The organism is Streptomyces sp. NBC_01723, from assembly GCF_036246005.1.
Taxonomy (GTDB): domain Bacteria; phylum Actinomycetota; class Actinomycetes; order Streptomycetales; family Streptomycetaceae; genus Streptomyces.
Genome location: NZ_CP109171.1, coordinates 8008519 through 8030480 on the forward strand (window position 1 = coordinate 8008519; position 21962 = coordinate 8030480).

16 protein-coding genes and 2 pseudogenes are annotated in these 21962 nt (G+C 72.1%); 9 read left to right on the forward strand and 9 right to left on the reverse strand.

Translation table 11 applies throughout. The features are described 5' to 3' along the window. Positions 1 to 6 precede the first annotated feature (6 nt). Both OIE75_RS37200 and OIE75_RS37205 read right to left on the reverse strand, forming a co-directional pair. Positions 7 to 1317, reverse strand: a complete 1311-nt coding sequence (locus OIE75_RS37200) for an ABC transporter permease (protein WP_329473552.1) — start codon at positions 1315 to 1317, stop codon at positions 7 to 9. A gap of 3 nt (positions 1318 to 1320) precedes the next feature. Continuing rightward, a complete protein-coding gene (locus OIE75_RS37205) occupies positions 1321 to 2112 on the reverse strand; it encodes an ABC transporter ATP-binding protein (RefSeq protein ID WP_329473553.1) in 792 nt (263 codons plus the stop codon). 190 nt (positions 2113 to 2302) lie between these two features. Between OIE75_RS37205 and OIE75_RS37210 the strand changes: the two are divergent. Next, positions 2303 to 2521: pseudogene (locus OIE75_RS37210) on the forward strand (ABC transporter permease); the annotation flags it as partial. Here OIE75_RS37210 and OIE75_RS37215 read toward each other — a convergent pair. Beyond that, positions 2518 to 2923, reverse strand: a pseudogene (locus tag OIE75_RS37215) (ATP-binding cassette domain-containing protein); the annotation flags it as partial. The pseudogenes OIE75_RS37210 and OIE75_RS37215 overlap by 4 nt on opposite strands. Before the next feature lie 229 nt (positions 2924 to 3152). Here OIE75_RS37215 and OIE75_RS37220 point away from each other — a divergent pair. Next, a complete protein-coding gene (locus OIE75_RS37220; protein WP_329473554.1) occupies positions 3153 to 6281 on the forward strand; it encodes a family 78 glycoside hydrolase catalytic domain in 3129 nt (1042 codons plus the stop codon). Here the strand turns inward: OIE75_RS37220 and OIE75_RS37225 are convergent. The 6 genes from OIE75_RS37225 to rhaI all read right to left on the reverse strand — a co-directional run bounded on the left by OIE75_RS37225 (position 6254) and on the right by rhaI (position 14028). Then, positions 6254 to 6910 (reverse strand): LutC/YkgG family protein, encoded by a 657-nt coding sequence (locus OIE75_RS37225; RefSeq protein WP_329473555.1) that lies wholly within the window; start codon positions 6908 to 6910, stop codon positions 6254 to 6256. The two genes, OIE75_RS37220 and OIE75_RS37225, sit on opposite strands and share 28 nt — an antisense overlap. After that, positions 6907 to 8400, reverse strand: coding sequence for a LutB/LldF family L-lactate oxidation iron-sulfur protein (locus tag OIE75_RS37230; protein ID WP_329473556.1), 1494 nt, complete (start codon positions 8398 to 8400; stop codon positions 6907 to 6909). The genes OIE75_RS37225 and OIE75_RS37230 overlap by 4 nt, the downstream gene beginning before the upstream one ends. Further along, complete coding sequence (locus tag OIE75_RS37235; RefSeq protein ID WP_307016709.1) at positions 8397 to 9152, reverse strand: (Fe-S)-binding protein; 756 nt, start codon at positions 9150 to 9152, stop codon at positions 8397 to 8399. The genes OIE75_RS37230 and OIE75_RS37235 overlap by 4 nt, the downstream gene beginning before the upstream one ends. Positions 9153 to 9230: 78 nt before the next feature. Further along, a complete protein-coding gene (locus OIE75_RS37240; protein WP_329473557.1) occupies positions 9231 to 10691 on the reverse strand; it encodes a rhamnulokinase in 1461 nt (486 codons plus the stop codon). Further along, positions 10688 to 12727 carry a bifunctional aldolase/short-chain dehydrogenase gene (locus OIE75_RS37245; protein ID WP_329473558.1) on the reverse strand — a complete coding sequence of 680 codons (2040 nt, stop codon included), beginning with the start codon at positions 12725 to 12727 and terminating at the stop codon, positions 10688 to 10690. Before OIE75_RS37245 ends, OIE75_RS37240 begins: the two co-directional genes overlap by 4 nt. A 140-nt stretch (positions 12728 to 12867) precedes the next feature. Continuing rightward, a complete protein-coding gene (gene rhaI / locus OIE75_RS37250; protein WP_307016713.1) occupies positions 12868 to 14028 on the reverse strand; it encodes an L-rhamnose isomerase in 1161 nt (386 codons plus the stop codon). Positions 14029 to 14304: 276 nt separating this feature from the next. On the opposite strand from rhaI, the gene OIE75_RS37255 reads away from it, so the two are divergent. The 7 genes from OIE75_RS37255 (at position 14305) to OIE75_RS37285 (ending at position 21934) form a co-directional block, all read left to right on the forward strand. Then, positions 14305 to 15822 carry a sugar ABC transporter ATP-binding protein gene (locus OIE75_RS37255; protein WP_329473559.1) on the forward strand — a complete coding sequence of 506 codons (1518 nt, stop codon included), beginning with the start codon at positions 14305 to 14307 and terminating at the stop codon, positions 15820 to 15822. After that, positions 15819 to 16859, forward strand: coding sequence for an ABC transporter permease (locus OIE75_RS37260; RefSeq protein ID WP_329473560.1), 1041 nt, complete (start codon positions 15819 to 15821; stop codon positions 16857 to 16859). The genes OIE75_RS37255 and OIE75_RS37260 overlap by 4 nt, the downstream gene beginning before the upstream one ends. Further along, complete coding sequence (locus OIE75_RS37265; RefSeq protein WP_329473561.1) at positions 16852 to 17844, forward strand: ABC transporter permease; 993 nt, start codon at positions 16852 to 16854, stop codon at positions 17842 to 17844. The genes OIE75_RS37260 and OIE75_RS37265 overlap by 8 nt, the downstream gene beginning before the upstream one ends. Positions 17845 to 17970: 126 nt before the next feature. Beyond that, on the forward strand, positions 17971 to 19053 hold the full coding sequence (gene rhaS, locus OIE75_RS37270; RefSeq protein ID WP_329473562.1) for a rhamnose ABC transporter substrate-binding protein: 1083 nt from the start codon (positions 17971 to 17973) through the stop codon (positions 19051 to 19053). A gap of 30 nt (positions 19054 to 19083) precedes the next feature. Further along, entirely contained in the window at positions 19084 to 19404 is a 321-nt protein-coding gene (locus OIE75_RS37275) for an L-rhamnose mutarotase (RefSeq protein WP_122615244.1), read from the forward strand. Between the two features lie 87 nt (positions 19405 to 19491). Next, complete coding sequence (locus OIE75_RS37280; RefSeq protein WP_307016718.1) at positions 19492 to 20517, forward strand: LacI family DNA-binding transcriptional regulator; 1026 nt, start codon at positions 19492 to 19494, stop codon at positions 20515 to 20517. 115 nt (positions 20518 to 20632) lie between these two features. After that, the gene (locus OIE75_RS37285) at positions 20633 to 21934 is read left to right on the forward strand and encodes an alpha/beta fold hydrolase (protein WP_307016720.1); all 1302 of its coding nucleotides are present in this window, start codon (positions 20633 to 20635) and stop codon (positions 21932 to 21934) included. The last annotated feature ends 28 nt before the right edge of the window (positions 21935 to 21962 follow it).

Consider the following 21962-nt stretch of genomic DNA (forward strand, 5'->3'; position numbering starts at 1 on the left):
CCCGGCTCACGCGGCGAGCGTCACCGCCCCCACCGCCGGCGTGCGCAGCACCCGCCGGGCCGTGCCCACGCTCGTCCCCAGCGTCACCGCCGCCGACACCGAGACCATCGCGAGCCAGACGCCGACGAACTGGTCCGGCAGCACCGCGTCCGTGCGGACCACCGTGAACGGCACCACGCCGGCCAGCGCGGCCACCGTGCCGAAGAACACCCCGGTGAGCGTCAGGACGACGCCCTCGGTGGTCACCACGCGCAGCACCTGCCCGGGAGTCGCGCCCGCCAGTCGCTGCTGCCCGAACTCACGGGAGCGGTACGTCGTCGCCGCGTACAGCGAGTTCACCAGCATCACGCAGACGAACACCGCGATGATGCCGACCACCGTCAGGTTCAGCGTCTCCAGGTTCTTCGCGTCGACCGACTTGACCAGCCCCGACGCCGCCACCGCGTCGCTCTCCACCGCCTGCATGGTGAGCGTCGCCGTCGACACGGCCGTGAACAGGATCAGCGACACCAGGATCCCGGCGAGGTGCTCGGACCGCTCGCGCAGGTTGCGGACGGCCAGCCAGCCGCTCGGGCCGATCAGTGGCAGCCGGTCCAGCACGCCCCGCAGCAGCCCGGGCGAGAGCAGCGCCAGACCGACCGACAGCAGGATCGCCCCGTAGGCCGGCGGCGCCATCAGCATCTCGTCCGTCGCGGAGAACAGGAAGGTGGAGCCGGCGCCCGCGACGCCGGTGACCAGCGCGGCGTACGCCAGGAACCGCTTGGCCCCGGCCCGCTCCCTGCTGCCCCGCGTCACCCGCCGCACCGCCAGCAAGGCGGCGCCCGCGGCGGCGAGCAGCGTGATGTCCACGCCGCTCACCAGCGCGATCGGGCCGAAGGAGTAGTCGACGGAGTGCGCGACCTGCCCGCTGTCCTGGAACATCTCCAGCAGCGCCCGCCCGCCGAGCATCGCCGGGCCGACCGCCAGCGCGGCGCCCGCCAGCGCCACGGCCACCGCCTCACCCACGACCATCCGCTTGATCTGCGCCGGGGTCGCCCCCGAGCAGCGCAGCAGCTCCAGTTCGGCGGTGCGCTGGTGCACGTTGACCGTCAGCGTGGACGCCACCGCGAAGAACACCAGCAGGGTGCCGTAGCCGCCGACGACGCCCGCAGCCGTGCCCAGCGTCTCTGAGCTGACCGCGTCGACGCCGTCCTGCCCGGCCGTGTCGTGCATCGAGTTGAACGTCATGATGACCGCCGCGCCCAGGAAGGCGGACAGCAGCGTCGCGAGGAACCGTCCGGGGCGCTGCCGGATCGACCGAAGGGCCAGTACCAGCATCGCTCACACCCCCGCCGTCACGGTGTCGCCCAGGTGCGCCAGCCGCTCCGCGACCGCGTCCGGGGTCGGCGCGTCCATCCGCCCCGCCAGCCGTCCGTCGGCGAGGAACACCACCGAGTCCGCGTACGAGGCGGCGACCGGGTCGTGCGTCACCATCACCACGGTCCGCGCGTGCACCCGAACCGCCTCCTGGAGCAGCAGCATCACCTGCCGGGCGCTGCGCGTGTCCAGCGCGCCCGTCGGCTCGTCGGCGAAGATCACCCGGGGCTCGGTGACCAGGGCGCGGGCGATCGCCACCCGCTGCCGCTGACCGCCGGAGAGCTGGGCGGGGCGGTGCCCCAGCCGGTCCTCGAGGCCGACGGTGGTCAGGATCTCGCGGGCCCGGCCGCGGTCGACGCGGCGTCCGGCGAGCTTGAGCGGGAGCACCGTGTTCTGCGCGACCGTCAGCGTGTCCAGCAGGTTGTACTGCTGGAACACGAATCCGACCCGGCCGCGCCGGAACTTGGTCAGCTCCGCCTCGGTGCCTCCGGTCAGCTCCGCGCCGTCCACCCACACGATGCCGCTGTCCGGCCGGTCGAGCCCCGCCGCGCACTGCAGCAGCGTGGACTTGCCCGAGCCCGACGGTCCCATGACCGCCGTGAACGTGCCGCGGGCCAGACTCAGGGTCACTCCGTCCAGGGCGGTCACGGCGTTCTCCGCGGAGCCGTAGGTCCGGGTCACCTTGACGAGCCGGAGGGCCTCGGGGGCGGGGCCCTGGTCGTGGCCGCCGCGTGTGCGGGAACGGAACATCGTCATCACCTTCCGTGTGGCACGCCCTGTGCGGTGCCTCGTCGAAGACGCTACGGAGCGGCGGGCCGGGCCACACTGGGCGCAGAACCCGTATCGGGGGGTGTACTCAGCGACACCACCGCCCGGTGGCCGGCGCCCGTACGGGCCACCACAACGCGCCCGCCCCCGTGCGGGACCGATGCAATGGGGAGGCGAGGTGACCGCACCTCCGGACGACTGTCTCGCGCGCAACGAGTGGATCTGCGGGGAGTAGCTGAGCACCCGCCGTGAGATCCTCCTCGACGCCGTGCTCCAGCACCTGGAGCCGACCGCCGCCTCGGTCTTCGTCGCGCTCGTCGTCGCCCTGCCGCTCGCGGTGCTGGCGCGCCGCCGCCGCTGGGCGGCCGGACCCGTGCCGGCCGTGACCACGATCGTCCGGATAGCGCGGTCCGAACTGGGCCGGGTCCAGGCCCACCAGGTCCAGCAGTTCGGCGGCCCGCTCCCGCGCCTTCGCCCGTTTCCAGCCGACCAGCGCCGGCACCGTCGCCGTGTTGTCCGGCACCGTCCGGTGCGGGACGAGCCCCACCTGCTGGATGACGTACCCGATCCGCCGCCGCAGCCGCTCCGGATCGACACTCGCCACGTCCTCGCCGTCCACGAGGATGCGCCCCGAGGTCGGCTCGGTCAGCCGGTTGACCATCGTCATCGTGGTCGTCTTGCCGCAGGCCGACGGGCCGACGAGCGTGACCAGTTCGCCCTCGGCCACCTCCAGACTCAGGCCGTCCACGGCCGTCGTCCCGTCCGGACAGCGCTTGGTGACGTCCTCGAACCGGATCACGACCTCACGCTGGACGCGGGCGCGGCCCGCCGCTCACCGGTGACGTCCCGTCGGAGGATGAACGGTTCAATCCGGTTTTGAAAAGTTTCAAAAGTCGTCTGAAGTGCAGCGGTCGAGATATTTCGGTTCGACCCGTGGACACCTGCCAGAACTGTCACTAGGTTCGCCGTCGTTCGCTCTGAATCGATACAACTCCCCGGGAATACCGACGGCCGAAAGGGATGACGGCATGGAGGACGGAGTGCACGGAGAGCACGAGGAGCGCACCACGGTGCGGCGCAGAACGGTCCTGGCCACCACACTCGGCGCGCTGCCGGCGGTCGTGGCCTACCAGACGGGCGCCGCATCCCCCGCCACGGCCGCACCGGCCGAGACCCCCGCCGACGGGGGCGGCACCTCGGTGACCGGCCTGACCACGGAACACCGCACGAACCCGCTCGGCACCGACGCGCCCCGCCCGCGCTTCGGCTGGCGCACGCACTCCACCGCCCGGGGCCGCCGGCAGACCGCGTACCGGATCCTGGTGGCCACCGACCCGCGCCGCCTCGCCGCGGGCCGCACGGACGTGTGGGACAGCGGCCGCGTCACCTCGCCCGACTCGGTGGCCGTGCCCTACGCGGGGCCCGGACTGCGCGCCACGACCCGCTACCACTGGACGGTGACGGTCTGGGACGAGCACGGCCGCGCCCGCACCGCCCCCGCCGCCCACTTCGAGACCGGCCTGCTCGGCACCGACGGCGTCACCCACTGGGACGGCGCCCGCTGGATCGGCATGGCCGGCAAAGCGCCGAACAGCGCCGGAGCCCCGGTCCTGCGCCGCCAGGAGCCGCTGCGCCGCGCCCGGGTCGCCGAGGCCCGGCTGTACGTCTCGGCGCTCGGCGTGTACGACGCGTACGTCAACGGGCGGCGCGTCGAGGTGCCGCACGGCGACGGCCGCACAACCGAACTGCTGACCCCGGGCTGGACCAACTACGACGCCCGGGTCGACTACCTCACCTACGACGTCACCGACCTGGTGACGGCCGACCGTTCGCAGGTCACCCTCGGCGCGGTGCTCGGCAACGGCTGGTACAACAGCCGCGTCTCCGAGGGCAGCACGTACTACTCGGCGGACGGCAACCCGCTCGCCCTGAAGGCGAAACTGCTGATCCGCTACACCGACGGCACCACGCAGAGCGTCGTCACCGCCCCGGACGACGGCTGGCGCGCCATCGACACCGGCCCCTGGCGCGCCGACGACATCTACGACGGCCAGACCTACGACGCCCGCCGGGAGCTGCCCGGCTGGGCGGCGGGCGGCTACGACACCTCCGGCTGGGCCGAGGTCGCCGAACACGACCTCGCCGCCCGGTTCCCGGACGCCCAAGTCGTCGCCCATCCCGGCGAATCGGCCCGCATCGTGCCCGAGTGGGACCTGCGCCCGCGCTCCGTCACGGTCCACACGGGCGTCACCGGCCAGGAGGGCAGCCCGAACGGCAGGGGCCGCGTCGTCGCAGACCCCGAGCGCACCGTCACCGACCCCGGCCGCGCCGCCCGCGCGCAGGTCGTCCTGCGGCCCGGCGAGACCGCGGTCCTCGACCTCGGCCAGAACATGGTCGGCGTCCCCCGCTACAGCCTGCGCGGCCCGTCCGGCGCCCAGGTCGTCCTCACCTTCGGCGAGATGCTCAACGACTCCAGCGCGGGCGCCGACGGCCCCGAGGGCTCCGTCTACCGGGCCAACCTGCGCTCCGCCAAGGCCACCAGCACCTACGTCCTCAAGGGGGACCCGAACGGCGAGACGCACCAGGACTCCCTCACCTTCTACGGATTCCGCTACGTCTCCGTCACGACCACGGCCGAGGTCACGATCACCGCGCTGACCGGCCGGGTCGCCACCTCCGCCGTCCACGACACCGGCACGGTCGCCACCGACGACGCCAAGGTCAACCAGCTGATCAGCAACGTCCGTTGGGGACAGCGCGGCAACTACTTCTGGGTGCCCACCGACTGCCCGCAGCGCGACGAACGCCTCGGCTGGACCGGCGACACCCAGGTCTTCGCCGCCACCGGTCTCTACAACGCCGACGCGGTCACCTTCCTGAGCCACTTCCAGGACAACCTGATCGACTCCCAGCGGATCTACGGGGTCGACGGCGCCCAGTTCACCGCCGTCTCACCGGGCAACCGCTACAACGCCGCGCAACCGGTCAGCGGCTGGGCCGACTGCGGAGTGGTCGTCCCGTGGACGGTGTGGCAGATGACCGGCGACCGCACCGTCGTCGACCGCAGCTGGGAGGCGATGACCCGCTACGTCGACTGGATCCGCGGCCGCAGCGCCGACGGCCACACCGGCCAGGGCGCCCTGTTCGCCGACTGGCTGGCCCCGCAGAGCACCGGCACCCAGCTCATGAGCGACGTCTACTACGGCTACAGCGTCCGCCTGATGGCCCACATGGCCCGCGCCACCGGCCGCGCCGGCGAGGCCGACACCTACGACCGCCTCTTCGCCGGTATCCGCCGCGCCTTCATGACCACCTACCTGGACACGGCGGACGACAAGGTCACCGTCCGCTCCAGCCGCGGCGGCAAACCGATCAACGGCCCCGACCCCGAGGACGACAGCCAGACCGCCCTGCTCTGGGTCCTCAAACTCGGCTTCTACGACACCGAGGCACAGCGCCGGGCCCTCGTCGGCCTGCTCGCGGAGAACATCGGCAACGACGCCGCCTACAAGGAGGCCCACCCCGGGAGCACCCGCGTCCAGTACGCCGAGAACACCCTCTCCGTCGGCTTCCTCGGCGTGAACGTGCTCGCCCCGGTCCTCACCGACGAGGGCCGCGCCGACCTGGCGTACGCGCTGCTCCACCAGAACGCGATGCCGTCCTGGCTGTACTCCGTCGACAACGGCGCCACCACCATCTGGGAGCGCTGGAACTCGTACTCGAAGGAGGACGGCTTCGGACCGGTCGAGATGAACTCCTTCAACCACTACTCCTACGGCGCCGTCCTGGAGTGGATGTACGAGTCCATGGCCGGCATCGCCCGCGAGCCGGACCACCCGGGCTTCCGGCACTTCCGGCTGCGCCCGCACCTGGATCCCACCGGCCGCATCAAGCACGTCACCGGCTCGCACCTGTCGCCGTACGGCGAGATCCGCAGCGAGTGGACCGTACGCGGACGCACGGTCCACCACCGGGCCGCCGTCCCCGCCAACTCCACCGCCACCCTGCGCCTTCCCACGCCCGACCCGGACGGCGTCCGCGCGGGCCGGACCCCGCTGGCCCGGGTCGACGGCGTGGAGTACCTGGGCGCCGAGGACGGCGCCGTGGCCTACCGGCTGCCCTCCGGGCGCTACGAGGTGACGTTCCCGCTCGGCTGACCGCCCACCAGCACCACCTCCAGGGTGCGCGGACCGTGCACCCCCTCGACCCGGTCCAGCTCGATGTCGCTGGTCGCCGACGGACCGGAGATCCACGTCAGCGGACGGGCCGGGTCGAGGCGTTCGAGGGCCTGCGGGACGGAGGAGACCACCTGGTCGGGCACGCGCACGACGCAGATGTGGTGGTCGGGCACGAGGGTGATGCGCCGGCGCCCCTGGTCGGGCGAGCCGTCCAGCACGATCGTGCCGGTCTCGGCGACGGCGACCGCGCAGCCGGTGACCACGCTGTCCACCAGGTCCAGCTCCGGCGCCGTACTCGCCGCCTCGTCCGGGACCGGGCGCGCCCCCGCCTCCGCCAGCCAGCCCGGCGGCAGCCCCGGCGGCACCACCACGCTCCGCGAGCCGCGCGCCGACAGCAGACCGGCCAGCAGCGCGGGCAGCTCACCGTCCGCGCACCGGTGCACGATCGCCCGGTAGTCCGCGAGGTTCTCGGCGAGCAGCTCCACCGTCTGCCCGGTGGTCCGCCGCCCGTGCTCGCGCAGGTAGTCCCGTGCGACGGGCACCTCGTCGGCCGGCGCGTTGGCGAGGGCGCGCCGCACCCGGCCCAGGATGCGTTCCCTGCTGCTCACTTCGTCTCGTTCCTTCCGCCGTGCGTGCGCTGCCACCAGTCCCGGAACGGCTCCGGGGGCACCGGCGGCAGATCGCGACTGCCGCTCCACGCCCGTCCGGGGCCCGGCAGGGTGCGCGGATGCAGACGGCGGCTGCGCGAGGCCAGCCGCTGCCCGGTCCGCAGCGCCCCCGGACGGGTGAAGGCCCACCGCGCCGCCCGCATCGCCGCCCGTTCGGCGGCGTGGCCCTTCGCCGGTTTCAGCACGACCCGGTTGCCTCCCCGCACCGCGGGCCCGCCCTGCACCACCCGCTCCCGCAGATGCACCAGCACCTCGGGGATGTCGATGGCGACCGGGCACACCTCGTAGCAGGCACCGCACAGCGAGGACGCGTAGGGCAGGGAGGCGTCGATCTCGCTGCCCGTGCCCCGCAGTTGGGGGCTGAGGATGGCGCCGATCGGGCCCGGGTAGACCGAGCCGTAGGCGTGGCCGCCGGCCCGCTCGTACACCGGGCACACGTTCAGGCAGGCCGAGCAGCGGATGCAGCGCAGCGCCTGGCGGCCGACCTCGTCGGCGAGGGTGTCGGTGCGGCCGTTGTCCAGCAGGACCAGGTGGAAGGCGCGCGGGCCGTCCCCTTCCCCGGCCCGGCCGTCCCTGGTGCCCGTCCACATGGAGGTGTACGGGTTCATGCGCTCGGCGGTCGAGGAGCGGGGGAGGGTCTGGAGGAAGACCTCCAGGTCCCGCCAGGTCGGCACGATCTTCTCGATGCCGACGACCGAGATCAGCGTCTCGGGCAGGGTCAGGCACATCCGTCCGTTGCCCTCGGACTCCACGACCACCAGCGTGCCGGTCTCGGCGACCATGAAGTTGGCGCCGGAGATGCCGACCTTGGCCCGCAGGAACTTCTCCCGCAGGTGCAGCCGCGCCGCCTCCGCGAGTTCGGCCGGTGTGTCGGTCAGGCCCTCGGGCGCCGGGCGACCCCACTCGCTCATCTCGGAGCGGAAGATGTCCCGGATCTCGCCCCGGTTGCGATGGATGGCCGGCACCAGGATGTGCGAGGGCCGGTCCTTGCCCAACTGCACGATCAGCTCGGCCAGATCGGTCTCGTAGGCGTGGATGCCCCGGGCCTCCAGCGCCTCGTTGAGACCGATCTCCTGCGTCGCCATCGACTTGACCTTGACGACCTCGCTCTCACCGGTCTCCTCGACCAGCCGGGCGACGATCTCGTTGGCCTCGTCCGCGTCGGCGGCCCAGTGCACCGTCCCGCCCGCGGCCGTGACCGCCTCCTCCACCTGCACCAGATACCGGTCGAGATGGCGCAGGGTGTGGTCCTTGACGCGCTTCCCGGCCTCGCGCAGCTCCGCCCAGTCGTCCAGTTCCGCGACCGCGCGGGCCCGCTTGTCCCGGATGGTGTGCGTGGCGTGGCGCAGATTGCCGCGCAGCGTGGTGTTGCCCACGGCCTCCCGCGCCGCCTCGGGAAAGGCCGGCATCCCCAGATAGGTCCCGCTCATACGGCCGCCGCCTCCTCCGTGCTCGCCAGGATCTCCGCGATGTGCACCGGGCGCATGCCCGTGCGCAGCCGCGTCATCGTCCCGCCGATGTGCATCAGACAGGAGTTGTCCGCGGCGCACAGCACGTCGGCGCCCGTCGACTCGGCGTTGCGCACCTTGTCCGCGCCCATCGCCGCCGACACGTCGGAGTTCTTCACGGCGAAGGTGCCGCCGAAGCCGCAGCACTCCTCGGCCCCCGGCAACTCCAGCAGTTCCAGGCCCTTCACCGCCTCCAGGAGCCGCCGGGGCCGGTCGCCCAGGCCCAGGCTCCGCAGCCCGTGGCAGGTCGGGTGGTAGGTCACCGTGTGCGGGTAGTACGCCCCGACGTCCGTCACCCCGAGCACGTCCACGAGGAACTCCGTCAGCTCGTACGTCTTCGGCACCACCGGCGCCAGCGTCGCCGCGAGCGTGTCCCCGCGCCCCTCCGCGCGCGCCCGCTCACCCATGCGCGGATACAGCTCCCGCACCATCGCGCCGCACGAACCCGACGGCGTCACGACCGCGTCGTACTCCGCGAAGACGTCTGCGAATCGCCGGGCCAGCGGCTCGGCCTCGTGCCGGTAACCGGTGTTGTAGTGCGCCTGCCCGCAACAGGTCTGCCCCATCGGGAAGTCGACGTCGACGCCCAGTCTGGTGAGCAGTCTCAGCACGGCACGGCCGGTGTCCGGATAGAGCGTGTCGTTGACGCAGGTCAGGAACAGGGCGACACGCATCGCGACTCCTCGTGTTCGATCATCGGATGAATGATGGGTGCAGGTTAGTCCGCACGGCGGCGCCGGGGGAGTCCCGGTTCACCGGTCGGCGAGTCGGGCCTCGGCCGCCCGCCAGCGTGCCGTGCCACCGCGCGGCTCGTAGCGGGTCGGCGACTGTGTGCGGGCCAGCAGCCGCCGTGTTCCGGCGAGATCGTCCACCAGGCCGTGGGCGCGCGCCTGCACGAGGACGTTGCCGAGTGCGGCGGCCTCCGTCGGCCCCGCCACCACGGGCAGTCCGCAGGCGTCGGCCGTCAGTTGGCACAGCAGCGCGTTGCGGGTGCCCCCGCCGACGACGTGCACGACGTCCACCGGGTGCCCGGCGAGCCGCTGGGCGTCCTCGACCGCCCTGCGATGGGCCAGCGCCAGCGAGTCGAGGATGCAGCGGGTCACCTCGGGGGGCGACGCGGGCACGGGCTGTCCGGAGGCACGGCACGCCTCGGCGATCCGCTCCGGCATCCGCCCGGGCGCCAGGAACGCAGGGTCGCCCGCGTCCACCACCGACCGCAGCGCGGGCACCCGTGCCGCCGCGCGCAGCAGTCCGCCCAGATCGGGCTCGCCCCACGCCCGTACGCACTCCTGGAGCAGCCACAGACCCATGATGTTGCGCAGGTAGCGGACCGTGCCGTCCAGCCCCAGCTCATTGGTGAAGTTGGCGGCGCGGCTCTCCTCGGTCAGGACGGGAGCGGTCAGCTCCAGACCCGCCAGCGACCAGGTGCCGGTGCAGATGTAGGCGAACCGCTCGTCCGCGGCCGGTACGGCGGCCACCGCGGACGCGGTGTCGTGCGAGCCGACCGCCGTCACCGGCACGGGCCCGGTGAGCCCCGTCTCCTCCAGCACCTCGGGCCGCAGCAGGCCCGCCGCTTCTCCCGGCCGCCGCAGCGGCGCGAACAGGCCGAGGTCGATGCCCGCCCGGTCCGCCACCTCCCGCGACCAGTCCCGGGTGCGGGGGTCGATCAGCTGGGTGGTGGAGGCGTTGGTCAGCTCCGTGCCCTGTTCCCCGGTCAGCCAGTAGGTCAGCAGGTCCGGCACCAGCAACAGTCGCCGGGCGGCCGCGAACCGGGCCGTGCCGCGGGCGGCGACGAGCTGGTACAGGGTGTTGAAGGGCGCGTACTGCAACCCGGTCGCCGCGTACAGCTCCCGGGCGGGCAGTGTCTCCCACACCCGCTGCGCGACGCCCTCGGTGCGGGGGTCGCGGTAGTGCACCGGGTTGCCGAGGAGCCCTCCGTCCGCGTCGAGCAGGCCGTGGTCGACGGCCCAGCTGTCGACGCCCACCGAGTCCACCGGCCCCGCCGCCCGCAGGCCGTCCAGCACGCCGGCGTACAGCCCCAGGATGTCCCAGTGCAGCCCTTCGGGCGTGCGGACCGGACGGTTGGGGAAGCGGTGCGCCTCGGTCAGCTCCAGCCGGTCGGGGCCGACGCGGCCGACCATGACGCGCCCGCTGGACGCGCCGAGGTCGACCGCGGCGTACGCCTTGGTGCCGGCGTCCCTCGCACCGCTCATCGCAGGAACGCGGCGGCCACGCCGGCGTCCACCGGGACGTGCAGGCCGGTGGTGTGGGTCAGGTCGCCGCCGGTCAGCGCGAACACGGCGTTCGCGACGTGCTCGGGCAGCACCTCGCGCTTGAGCAGTGTGCGCTGCGCGTAGAACTCGCCCAGCTTCTCCTCCGGCACCCCGTACACGGCGGCCCGCTGGGCGCCCCAGCCGCCCGCGAAGATGCCGGAACCGCGCACCACACCGTCCGGGTTGACGCCGTTGACCCGGATGCCGTGCTCGCCCAGCTCGGCGGCGAGCAGCCGCACCTGGTGGGCCTGGTCGGCCTTGGTCGCGGAGTAGGCGATGTTGTTCGGCCCGGCGAAGACCGCGTTCTTCGAGGCGATGTAGACGATGTCGCCGCCGAGTTCCTGCGCGGTCATCACCCGCGCCGCCTCGCGCGAGACCAGGAAGGAGCCGCGGGCCATGATGCCGTGCTGGAGGTCCCAGTCCTTGGCGGAGGTCTCCAGCAGCGGCTTGGAGATGGAGATCCCCGCGTTGTTGACCACCAGGTCGACGCCGCCGAAGGCGAGCACCGCCGCCCTGAAGGCGTCGGCGATCTGCTCCTCGGAGGTGACGTCGACGGTCACCGCGACGGCCCGGTCCGCCCCGCCCAGCTCCTCGGCCACCTCCGCCGCGTTCCCGGCGTTCAGGTCGGCCACCACCACGCAGGCGCCCTCGTCGGCCAGCCGTCGCGCGATCGCCTTCCCGATCCCGCTGCCCGCGCCGGTGACCAGCGCGATCCGTGTCGCCAGCGGCTTGGGCCTCGGCATCCGCTGGAGCTTGGCCTCCTCCAGCGCCCAGTACTCGATGCGGAACTTCTCCGTCTCCTCGATCGGCGCGTACGCCGACACGGCCTCCGCGCCGCGCATCACGTTGATCGCGTTGACGTAGAACTCGCCGGCCACCCGGGCGGTCTGCTTGTCCTTGCCGAAGCTGAACATGCCGACGCCCGGCACCAGCACGATCGCCGGGTCGGCGCCGCGCATCGCGGGCGAACCGGGTTCGGCGTGCCGGTGGTAGTAGGCGGCGTACTCCTCGCGGTAGGCGGCGTGCAGCTCCTTCAGCCGCGCCACCGTCTCGTCCAGCGGGGCGCTCGGGGGCAGGTCCAGGACCAGCGGGCGGACCTTGGTGCGCAGGAAGTGGTCGGGGCAGGAGGTGCCGAGGGCGGCGAGCCGCGGGTGTTCGGCACGCGCGAGGAAGTCGAGCACCACGTCCGCGTCGGTGAAGTGGCCGACCTGCGGCCGGTCCCGGGAGGCGAGAGAGCGCACGTACGGCGCCAGCGCCGCCGCCCGCTCCCGCCGGTCGCCGTCGGCCAACGCCTCGTAGCCCTCGATCACCGGCCCGAACGGCTCGGCCTTCCCGCGCTCCTCGAGGAACCGCTCCGCGGTGCGGACGATGTGCAGCGAATTGCGCTCGCACTCCTCGGAGGTGTCGCCCCAGGCGGTGATGCCGTGCCCGCCGAGCACACACCCGATCGCCCCCGGATTGGCCTCCTTGACCGCCGCGATGTCCAGCCCCAGCTGGAATCCGGGCCGCCGCCACGGCACCCACACCACGGTGTCGCCGAAGCACTCGGCGGTCAGCTTCTCGCCGTCGGCCGCGCAGGCCAGCGCGATCCCGGAGTCGGGATGGAGGTGGTCCACGTGCGCGGCTTCGACCAGCCCGTGCATCGCCGTGTCGATGGAGGGCGCCGCGCCGCCCTTGCCGTGCAGGCAGTAGTCGAAGGCGGCGACCATCTCGTCCTCACGCCCGACGCCCGGGTAGACGTCCTTGAGCGCCCGCATCCGGTCCAGCCGCAACACCGCGAGCCCGCCCTCGGTGAGCGTACCGAGATCCCCACCGGACCCCTTGACCCACATCAGCTCGACATCACCCCCCGTGACGGGATCGGTCCCACTGCCCTTCGCGGAGGCGTTGCCACCCGCGTAGTTGGTGTTCCGCGGATCCGCACCGAGCCGATGCGAACGGGCGAGGAGTGCGGCGGCTTCGGGGTGGACAGCCATGTCTTCCAGTCCTTACGAGAGAGGGAGGGAGAAGCGCCCCGTCAGGGGCGCGGGACAGTTTCGATGTGCGGCTCCGCCGCGTGGGCGCGATCAACCACGAACAACCCGCGGCCCGCGAACAACACGAACCCGGCGGACGCCTACGCCCCCCACCCCGCCTGCTGCCCACCGACCCGCTCGGCGACGACCTTCTCGGCCCACCCGCAGGCGCGGTACGCCTTCATGGGCTCGGGGTCGAGACCCATCTCCGCCCGCACCTCACGAAGCAGCGGACGCACGTCCGTGTTGTACGCGTCCATCAGCACGGCGTTGGCCTCCAGCACGTCCCCGGCGGCCTGCGCGGCGGCCAGCGCCCCCGCATCGACCAGCAGCGCCTTCGCCGTGGCCTCCTGCACGTTCGTCACCGACCGGATGATCGCCGGAATCTTCGCCTCGATGTTGTGGCACTGGTCGAGCATGAACGCCACGTCCGACGAGAACCCGCCCCCACGCACCACCTCGTACATGATCCGGAACAGCTGGAACGGATCGGCCGCGCCCACCATCAGGTCGTCGTCCGCGTAGAAGCGCGAGTTGAAGTCGAACCCGCCGAGCTTCCCCTCCCGCAGCAGCGTCGCCACGATGAACTCGATGTTCGTGCCCGGCGCGTGGTGCCCCGTGTCGACCACGACCTGCGCCTTCTCGCCCAGCTTCAGGCAGTGCGCGTACGCCGTGCCCCAGTCCGGCACGTCCGTCGTGTAGAACGCCGGCTCGAAGAGCTTGTACTCCAGCAGCATCCGCTGGCCCTCGCCGAGCCGCTCGTACACCTCGGCCAGTCCCTCGGCGAGCCGGTCCTGCCGGGACCGGATGTCGTCCTGACCCGGATAGTTCGTGCCGTCGGCGAACCACAGCTTCAGGTCCCGGGACCCGGTGGCGTCCATGATGTCGACGCACTCCAGCAGGTGGTCGACGGCCTTCCTGCGCACGACCGCGTCGGGGTGGCAGATGCTGCCCAGTTTGTAGTCGTCGTCCTGGAAGGTGTTCGAGTTGATGGCGCCGATCCGGACCCCGCGGTCCTCGGCGTGCCTGGCCAGCGCGGCGTAGTTCCCGACCCGGTCCCACGGGATGTGCAGGGCCACGGTCGGGGCGACGCCGGTGAACTCGTGCACCTTGGCCGCGTCGTCCAGTTTCTCGAACGGGTCGCGCGGGACGCCGGCCTGGGCGAACACCTTGAAGCGGGTGCCCGAGTTCCCGTACGCCCACGACGGCGTCTCGACGGCCTGGGTCTTGAGCGCTGCCTTCACCGCGGCTGGTTCGGTCACTTCGGGGCTCCTGTGACGTCGGGTCGTGGCCCGCTGTGCGCACGACCAACTGTGAAACGATTCAGAACGCGAAGCTATGAGTCGCCCGAAGGGGTGTCAACCCTTCCGGCCGACCCCGCTGGCCGTGACTCGGTCGTGACCTTTGGTCTTCGCAAGTTTTTCGACCCGGAACCATTGACGTGCCATGGCCTCGCTGCCTAACGTCCCCGGCAACCGAGTTGAAACCTTTCACGACGCCGTGAGGGCCGTCCCGCCGGCGTCGTCGAGGAGCCCCCAATGACCCACCCGTCCGACACGGGTACGGCCCCGGTTCTGGCGCTCAGGGACGTCTCCAAGTCCTTCGGCGCGGTCCGCGCGCTGCGGGACGTCTCCCTGGAACTGTTCCCCGGCGAGGTGCACGCCCTCGCCGGCGAGAACGGTGCCGGAAAGTCGACCCTCATCAAGACGCTCGCCGGCGTGCACCGGCCGGACGCCGGCCAGGTGCTGCTCGACGGCGCGCCGGTCGTCTTCCACGGTCCCGGCGACGCCCGCGACGCCGGCATCGCCGTGATCTACCAGGAGCCCACCCTCTTCCCCGACCTGTCGATCGCCGAGAACATCTTCATGGGCCGCCGGCCCCGGCGCGCCCTCGGCCGCATCGACCACCGGGCGACCCACGACGCCACCGCGGACCTGATGCGGCGCCTCGGCGTCGAGCTGGACCCCGACCGTCCCGCGCGCGGTCTGTCCATCGCGGACCAGCAGATCGTGGAGATCGCCAAGGCCCTCTCGTTCGACGCCCGCGTCCTGATCATGGACGAGCCGACCGCCGCCCTCACCGGCAGCGAGGTGGCCCGGCTCTTCGGCGTCGTACGCAGCCTGCGCGAGCAGGACGCCGCCGTGCTGTTCATCTCCCACCGCCTGGAGGAGATCTTCCGCATCTGCGCCCGTGTCACCACGCTGCGGGACGGCGCCCGGATCTCCAGCGAGCCGCTGGACGGCATGACCGAGGACGACCTGGTGCGCCGCATGGTCGGCCGCGACCTCGACGAGCTGTACCCGAAGCAGGAGGTCCGGGCCGGCGAAGTCGCCCTCAGCGTGCGCCGGCTGACCCGCGAGGGCGTGTTCACCGACGTCTCCTTCGAGGTGCGCCGCGGTGAGATCGTCGCGCTCGCCGGACTGGTCGGCGCCGGGCGCACCGAGGTCGCCCGCTCCGTCTTCGGCGTCGACCGCTGGGACGCCGGGACGGTGGAGGTCGACGGCAGGGCGCTGGTCAACGGCGCCCCGTCCACCGCGATGGCCGCCGGCCTCGCCCTCGTCCCGGAGGACCGGCGCGCGCAGGGCCTGGTGATGGGCATGTCCATCGAGCGCAACATCGGCCTCACCGGGCTCCGTACGACGGTGCGGGGCGGGTTCATGGACCGCGGCGCCGAACGCAGCCGCTCCCTCGACTGGGCCGTCAGGCTCCAGGTCAAGTACGCCCGCATCGCCGACACCGTCTCGACCCTCTCCGGCGGAAACCAGCAGAAGGTCGTCCTGGCCAAGTGGCTGGCCACCGGACCCAAGGTGCTGATCGTCGACGAGCCGACCCGCGGCATCGACGTCGGCACCAAGGCCGAGGTGCACCGGCTGCTGAGCGAACTGGCCGCCGACGGCGTGGCCGTACTGATGATCTCCTCCGACCTGCCCGAGGTCCTCGGCATGGCCGACCGCGTCCTCGTGATGCACGAGGGGCGGCTGACCGCCGAGATACCCCGCACCGACGCCACCGAGGAGACCGTGATGGCCGCAGCCACGGGGAGGGCAGCCGCATGACGGTGACCGCACCCGACCGGAGCCCCGTGGCCGACATCCCCAAGGCCGGCGCCACCCGGCTGGTCGACCGCATCTTCAAGATGCGCGAACTGGCCATCCTGCTGGTCTTCCTGGTGATGATCGGCGTCACCCAGGCCGGCAACAGCGAGTTCCTGTCCGAACAGGGCATCAAGGACCTGCTGCTCAACGCGACCATCCTGGTGCTGGTCGCCACCGGCCAGTCGCTGGTCGTCATCACCCGCAACGTCGACCTGTCGGTCGGCTCCACCCTCGGCATCAGCGCCTTCACCGCCGGTACGTACCTCCAGGGCGGCGGCAACTCGTTCGTCGCCGTGGTCCTCGCGGTCCTGACGGGCGTCGGCTTCGGCCTCCTCAACGGCCTGCTCGTCAGCCTCGGCCAGGTCCCGGCGCTGGTCGTCACCCTCGGCACCCTCTACATCATCCGCGGCATCGACTCCATCTGGGTCGGCTCCCGCCAGATCACCGCGGCCGACCTGCCCGGCGGCTTCGTCGACTTCGGCTCCGGCGGCATCTGGGCCGTGCCGTGGCTGGCGCTGATCGCGCTCGCCGTGCTGGTCGCCACGGCGTACTACCTCAAGCACTTCGGCGGCGGACGGGAGCTGTACGCGCTCGGTTCCAACCCGGAGGCCGCCCGGCTGGCCGGCATCCCCGTGCGCAAGCGGATCCTCGCCGCGTACACCTTCTGCGGTGCCCTCGCCGGCCTCGCCGGCGCCCTCTACCTGGCGCGCTTCGGCAACGTCGACTCCGGCACCGGCAACGGCTACGAACTGACCGTCGTCAGCGCGGTGGTGGTCGGCGGCGTCGTCTTTACCGGCGGCTCCGGCAGCGTCTACGGCGCGGCCCTCGGCGCGCTGCTGCTGACCTCGATCAACAGCGTGCTCCCCGCGCTCGGGGTCAGCTCCGTGTGGGTGCTGGCCATCAACGGCATCCTGCTCATCCTCGCCATCGCCGTCGACCGGATCGTCGCGCTGCGCGTGGCCAACGCCCTGAAGAAGAGGAACGCCCGCCATGGCTGACAGCTCAATCGCGCGAGCGATCCGCCGGTCCGCCTCTTTGCGGTGGGACGGGGCCGTGGGCGCCCTCCTCATCGTGGTGCTGCTGTTCTCCTTCGGCTTCGTCGACGGCTTCGGCAACGCCCTCAACCTGTCCTTCCTCATCGGCAACACCCTGCCGATCGCGCTCATCGCCCTGCCGATGACCCTGCTCGTCGTCTCCGGAGAGATCGACCTGTCGGTCGCCTCCACCGCCGGTCTGTCCGGCGCGGTGATGGGCGCCCTGTGGAACCAGGGCATGACCATCGAGGCGATCATCCCGATCTGCCTGCTGCTCGGCGTCGTCTGCGGCCTGGTCAACGGGCTGCTGGTCACCCGGCTCGGCCTGCCCTCCCTCGCCGTGACGATCGGCACCCTGGCGGCCTACCGGGGCATCGCGCAGATCGTGCTCGGCTCCGACGCGGTCACCGACTTCCCGTCGCAGTACCTGGACTTCGCGTCCGGCCGGATCGGCGACACGTTCGTCCCGTACGCCTTCCTGCCGTTCCTCGTGCTGCTGGCCATCGCCGTGGTCGCCCTGCACGCCATGCCGTTCGGCCGGGCGCTGTTCGCGGTCGGCGCCAGCGAGGAGGCCGCGCGGTTCGCCGGGATCCGGGTCCGGCGGCAGAAGCTGATCCTCTTCACGCTGACCGGGCTGATGTCCGCGCTGACCGGGGTCTTCTGGGCGCTGCACTACGCGAGTGCGCGGTACGACAACGCCACGGGGCTCGAACTGTCCGTCGTCGCGGCCGTGTTGCTGGGCGGCATCGACTTCGACGGCGGGAAGGGCACGTTGGGCGGCGCGATCGCCGGGGTGTTTCTGCTCGGGGCGTTGCAGAACGTGATGAGTCTTCAGGATGTTTCCGCGCAGTCGCAGATTGTCGTGACCGGTGTGTTGTTGGTTCTGTCCGTGCTGGGGCCCCGGGTTGCACGGCAGGTTTCACTGGCAAGGGCGCAGAGGCTGACGTAGCCGCGCCGTTCACATGCTGCGGGCCGTCTGTGGCTGGTCGCGACCACGCGGCGGAGCCGCACATCGACACCGCCCCGCGCCCCTTCGGGGCGCGCCTCAGTCACCTCGTTCACGAAGGAACCCACTATGCGCAAGCAATCGCTCCGCCGTACCTGCGCGGCCCTGGCCGCCGTCACCTCCCTCGCCCTCGCCGCCACCGCCTGCGGTGGCACCACCAAGGAGGACGTCAAGGACGAGGGTGGCAAGGCCGCCACCGCCGGGAAGGCCGATCCCAACGCCGAGACGAAGAAGGGGCTGACCGTCGGCTTCCTGCCCAAGCAGGTCAACAACCCCTACTTCACCGTCGCCGACAAGGGCGGCGAGAAGGCGCTGAAGGAACTCGGCTCCAGTTACAAGGAGGTCGGCACCTCCAGCGGCACCGACACCGCCGGCCAGGTCTCCTACGTCAACACGCTCACCCAGCAGCAGGTCGACGCCATGGCCGTCTCCGCGCAGGACCCGGGCGCCCTGTGCACCGCGCTCAAGCAGGCCATGAAGAACGAGATCAAGGTCGTCACCTACGACTCGGACACCAACCCCGAGTGCCGCAACGCCTTCATCTCCCAGGCGTCCGCCGACGACCTCGGCCGCACCCAGGTGCAGCTGCTCGCCGAGCAGATCGGCAACAAGGGCGAGATCGCGATCCTCTCCGCCGCGCAGACCGCGACGAACCAGAACGCCTGGATCGACATCATGAAGGACGAGCTGAAGGACCCGAAGTACAAGGACATCAAGCTGGTCACGGTCGCCTACGGCGACGACGACGCGCAGAAGTCCTTCCAGCAGACCCAGGGCCTGCTCCAGGAGCACCCGAACCTGAAGGGGATCATCTCCCCGACCACCGTCGGCATCAAGGCCGCCGCCCAGTACCTGTCCGGCTCCAAGTACAAGGGCAAGGTCAGGCTGACCGGCCTCGGCACGCCCAACGACATGCGCAAGTACGTCAAGAACGGCACCGTCGAGGCGTTCGAGCTGTGGGACCCGGCCAAGCTCGGTGAACTGGCCGCGCGCACCGCCGTCGCCCTGTCCTCCGGGCAGATCACCGGCAAGGAGGGCGAGACCTTCAAGGCCGGCGCCATGGGCGAGTACACCATCGGCAAGGACGGCGTGATCAACCTCGGCAAGCCGACCGTGTTCACCGCCGAGAACGTCGACCGGTTCAACTTCTAGCCTCCACCTCGCGTACGGGAGCGGTACTTCATGCGACGCGTCTGTTTCCTGCTCAAGGTCCGCCGGGACCGCATCGCGGAGTACCGCGAACGCCACGCAGCCGTGTGGCCGGAGATGTGCGAGGCGCTCTCCGCCACCGGCTGGCACAACTACTCGCTCTTCCTGCGCGACGACGGCCTGCTCGTCGGCTACCTGGAGACCGAGGACTTCGCCGCGGCCCGGGCCGGCATGGAGGCCACCGAGGTGAACGCCCGGTGGCAGGCGGAGATGGGGCCGCTCTTCGAGTCCCTGGACGGGACGCGTCCCGACGAGGCGATGAAGCCCCTCACCGAGGTGTTCCACCTCGCCTGAGAAGACTCTTCCCGGGGCGGCGCAGGTAGTGTGAAGGGCCTGCGGCCGCCCACCCGTACCCGGCCCGACCTCGGAGGTCCCTGCCCGATGGCCCATTCCGTGGGTATCAAGGACGTCGCCCGCGCCGCCGGAGTTTCCGTGGGCACGGTCTCCAACGTCATCAACCGGCCCGACACCGTCGCGACCGAGACCCGCGCGCGGGTGCTGTCCGCGATCGACCGGCTCGGCTACGTCCGCAGCGAGTCCGCGCGCCAGCTGCGCGCGGGCCGCAGCCGGATCATGGGGCTGCTCGTCCTCGACATGGGCAACCCCTTCTTCGTCGACGTCGCGCGCGGCGCCGAGCGGGCGGCGCGGGACGCCGGGCTCGGCGTGATGGTCTGCAACAGCGCCCAGAACCCCGGCGAGGAGGCCGAGTACCTCTCGCTCTTCGCCGAGCAGCGGGTCCGGGGCGTCCTGCTCACCCCCGCCGACGCCACCGGCCGCAACATCGCGGGCTTCCGGCGCCACAACATCCCCTTCGTGCTCGTCGACCGGGTCGCCGAGGGCACCACCGAGTGCTCGGTCTCCGTCGACGACGTCGCCGGCGGCGCGCTGGCCGTGCGCCACCTGGTGGACGCCGGACACCGCTCCATCGCCTACGTCAGCGGCCCGCCGGGACTCAACCAGGTGCGCGACCGCCGTACCGGCGCCCTCGCCGCGCTCGCCGAGGCCGGCCTCGGCCCCGACGCACTGCGCGAACTGCCCACCGAACGCCTGGACGTCTCCGCCGGGCGCGACGCCGGCGCCCGCCTGCTCGGGCTCGCGGACCGGCCGACCGCCGTCTTCTGCGCCAACGACCTGCTCGCCCTGGGCGTCCTCCAGGCCCTGTACGCGGCCGGGGTGAGCGTCCCCGACGACCTCGCGATCGTCGGCTACGACGACATCGAGTTCGCCGCCGCGGCGGCCGTCCCGCTCACCTCCGTGCGCCAGCCCGCCGTCACCATGGGCGCGATGGCGGCCGAGCTGCTCCTGGAGGAGACGGAGCTGGACGGCACCGACCGGACCCACCCGCACCGCAGGGTCGTACTCCAGCCCGAACTGGTGGTGCGGCGCTCCAGCCTCGCCGCCCGCTGACCGGCCGCCCGGAACGATTTCATGATCCCGGGGGTCCGCCGCCGCAAGACCGTGTGCTGAACTGGGACACGGCCGAGAAATCCGACCGTCACATCCGTCCGTTCCGGGAGCCCCGTTGAGCGTCAGCTACCGCCAGCCAGGTGTCGTCCTCACCGACCGCCGTTTCACCGTGCCCCTCGACCACCGCGACCCCTCCGGGGAGACGATCGAGCTGTACGCGCGCGAGGCCGTCGCGAGCGACAAGGCGCACCAGGACCTTCCGTGGCTGGTCTACCTCCAGGGCGGTCCCGGCTTCGGGGCGAACCGTTTCATCGGCCGTCCCGCCTGGCTCGGCCGAGCCCTCAAGGAGTTCCGCGTCCTGCTCCTCGACCAGCGCGGCACCGGCGCCTCCACCCCGGCCAACCGCCAGACCCTCCCGCTGCGCGGTGGCCCGGCCGAGCAGGCCGACTACCTCACCCACTTCCGCGCCGACGCCATCGTCCGCGACTGCGAGGCCATCCGCCCCCAGGTCACCGGCGGCGCCCCCTGGACCGTCCTCGGCCAGAGCTTCGGCGGCTTCTGCACCGTCGCCTACCTGTCGCTCGCCCCCGAGGGCCTGAGCACCGCCCTGATCACCGGCGGCCTGCCCTCTCTGGACGCCCACGCCGACGAGATCTACCGGGCCGCCTACCCCCGTGTCGAACGCAAGGTCGCCGCGCACTACGCCCGCTACCCGCAGGACGTCGAACGCGCCCGCCGCATCGCCGACCACCTGCTCACCCACGACGTGGTCCTGCCGGGCGGCTACCGGCTGACCGTCGAGGCCTTCCAGTCCCTCGGCATCCTGCTCGGCGGCAGCGAGGGCAGCCACCGCCTGCACTTCCTCCTGGAGGACGCGTTCGTCCGCACCCCGGGCGGACACGAACTCTCCGACGACTTCCAGGAGCAGGTGCAGGGCCTGCTGTCGTACGCCGGCCACCCGCTGTACGCCCTCGTCCACGAGGCCATCTACGGCCAGGACGGCCGCCCCACCGACTGGTCGGCGGAGCGGGTCCGCGCCGAGTTCCCCCGCTTCGACGCGGCCAAGGCACTCGCCGGCGACGAACCGCTGATGTTCACCGGCGAGTCGGTCCACCCCTGGATGTTCGACTGCGACCCGGCGCTGCGCCCGCTGCGCGAGACCGCCGGCCTGCTCGCCGCCCGCACCGACTGGACGCCCCTGTACGACCGCGCCCGCCTCGCCGCCAACGAGGTACCGGCCGCCGCGGCCGTCTACCACGACGACATGTACGTCGACACCGCCCACGCCCTGACCACCGCCCGCGCGATCCGCGGACTGCGCACCTGGGTGACCGACGAGTTCGAGCACGACGGCGTCCGGGCCGGCGGCCCCCGCGTCCTGGACCGGCTGCTCGCGCTGGCCCGCGACGAGGCCTGACCGGAGCGCGGCCGAATATCCGGGTGGG

Coding starts and splice junctions, on each gene's coding strand:
- OIE75_RS37230 (WP_329473556.1), bottom strand. CDS start 8,400: ATGAGCGGGACCTATCTGGGGATGCCGGCCTTTCCCGAGGCGGCGCGG.
- OIE75_RS37235 (WP_307016709.1), bottom strand. CDS start 9,152: ATGCGTGTCGCCCTGTTCCTGACCTGCGTCAACGACACGCTCTATCCG.
- rhaS (WP_329473562.1), top strand. CDS start 17,971: ATGCGCAAGCAATCGCTCCGCCGTACCTGCGCGGCCCTGGCCGCCGTC.
- OIE75_RS37255 (WP_329473559.1), top strand. CDS start 14,305: ATGACCCACCCGTCCGACACGGGTACGGCCCCGGTTCTGGCGCTCAGG.
- OIE75_RS37220 (WP_329473554.1), top strand. CDS start 3,153: ATGGAGGACGGAGTGCACGGAGAGCACGAGGAGCGCACCACGGTGCGG.
- OIE75_RS37275 (WP_122615244.1), top strand. CDS start 19,084: ATGCGACGCGTCTGTTTCCTGCTCAAGGTCCGCCGGGACCGCATCGCG.
- OIE75_RS37240 (WP_329473557.1), bottom strand. CDS start 10,691: ATGAGCGGTGCGAGGGACGCCGGCACCAAGGCGTACGCCGCGGTCGAC.
- OIE75_RS37260 (WP_329473560.1), top strand. CDS start 15,819: ATGACGGTGACCGCACCCGACCGGAGCCCCGTGGCCGACATCCCCAAG.
- OIE75_RS37245 (WP_329473558.1), bottom strand. CDS start 12,727: ATGGCTGTCCACCCCGAAGCCGCCGCACTCCTCGCCCGTTCGCATCGG.
- OIE75_RS37205 (WP_329473553.1), bottom strand. CDS start 2,112: ATGACGATGTTCCGTTCCCGCACACGCGGCGGCCACGACCAGGGCCCC.
- OIE75_RS37200 (WP_329473552.1), bottom strand. CDS start 1,317: ATGCTGGTACTGGCCCTTCGGTCGATCCGGCAGCGCCCCGGACGGTTC.
- OIE75_RS37265 (WP_329473561.1), top strand. CDS start 16,852: ATGGCTGACAGCTCAATCGCGCGAGCGATCCGCCGGTCCGCCTCTTTG.
- OIE75_RS37280 (WP_307016718.1), top strand. CDS start 19,492: ATGGCCCATTCCGTGGGTATCAAGGACGTCGCCCGCGCCGCCGGAGTT.